Origin of the sequence: Psychrobacter sp. CAL346-MNA-CIBAN-0220 (assembly GCF_040309805.1) — a bacterium.
In the GTDB taxonomy this organism is placed as follows: domain Bacteria; phylum Pseudomonadota; class Gammaproteobacteria; order Pseudomonadales; family Moraxellaceae; genus Psychrobacter.
This window is the reverse complement of the sequence record NZ_JBEOPF010000027.1, coordinates 1-674: the sequence shown is the minus strand read 5'-3', so window position 1 is coordinate 674 and position 674 is coordinate 1. Positions and strand designations below refer to the sequence as shown.

At 44.7% G+C, this 674-nt stretch carries 1 protein-coding gene; it reads left to right on the top strand.

All coding sequences use genetic code 11. The annotated features are described in order from the left end of the window. Positions 1-511 (top strand): TRAP transporter small permease subunit (locus AAEY88_RS12555; RefSeq protein WP_350562912.1); only part of this gene is annotated, 511 nt, incomplete at its 5' end. Between the last annotated feature and the right edge of the window lie 163 nt (positions 512-674).

Genomic DNA, 674 nt, shown 5'->3' with positions numbered 1-674 from the left:
AGTCAGTCGCTTTATTGCAAGGATGTGCGAGTTCATTGGTGGTGTCAGCTTAATCATCATTGTGGTCGCCACCATTGCAGATGTCTTCTTTCGCTATATGTTTAAGCTCACGGGTGGTGAGTTTGGGTTCACTATTAAAGGGGGCGTGGAGATTGTCTCTTATTTTATGCTTTTTGCATTGCTCTCAGCCTTTGCCGCCTATGTTGAACGGTCACAAATCATCGTGGACGTTTTTACCCAAAAAATGCCACAGTCTATTAAAGGCTACATGATGGGTACCTTTATGATGGGTTTTTTCTTAATGGGTATCGTGTTTGCATGGGGACTGTATGAGAGTGCGGTCGATGCTGTCCATTTCGGTAAAGTGACTCAAGATCTTAGAATCTCAATGATGCCCATTTACGCCCTAAGTTCGTTCTTAAGTGCCTTGCTCGCTATTCGCGCCCTTATCGAATCCATTAATATTTTCAAAACGGGCGAGTTCTTTGACGCCGAGGAGACAGGCGCATGAGTTCAGAAATTATTGGTGCTATCGGTTTAGTATGCATGATCTTATTAGTCGTCGGCAGAGTACCTGTTGCTTTGGCAATGTTAGGGGTAGGGTTAGTCGGTTTTGGGGCGGTAACCTCGCCTAGTGGCGCTTTACAAATGCTAAAAGATATTCCGGTAGATGT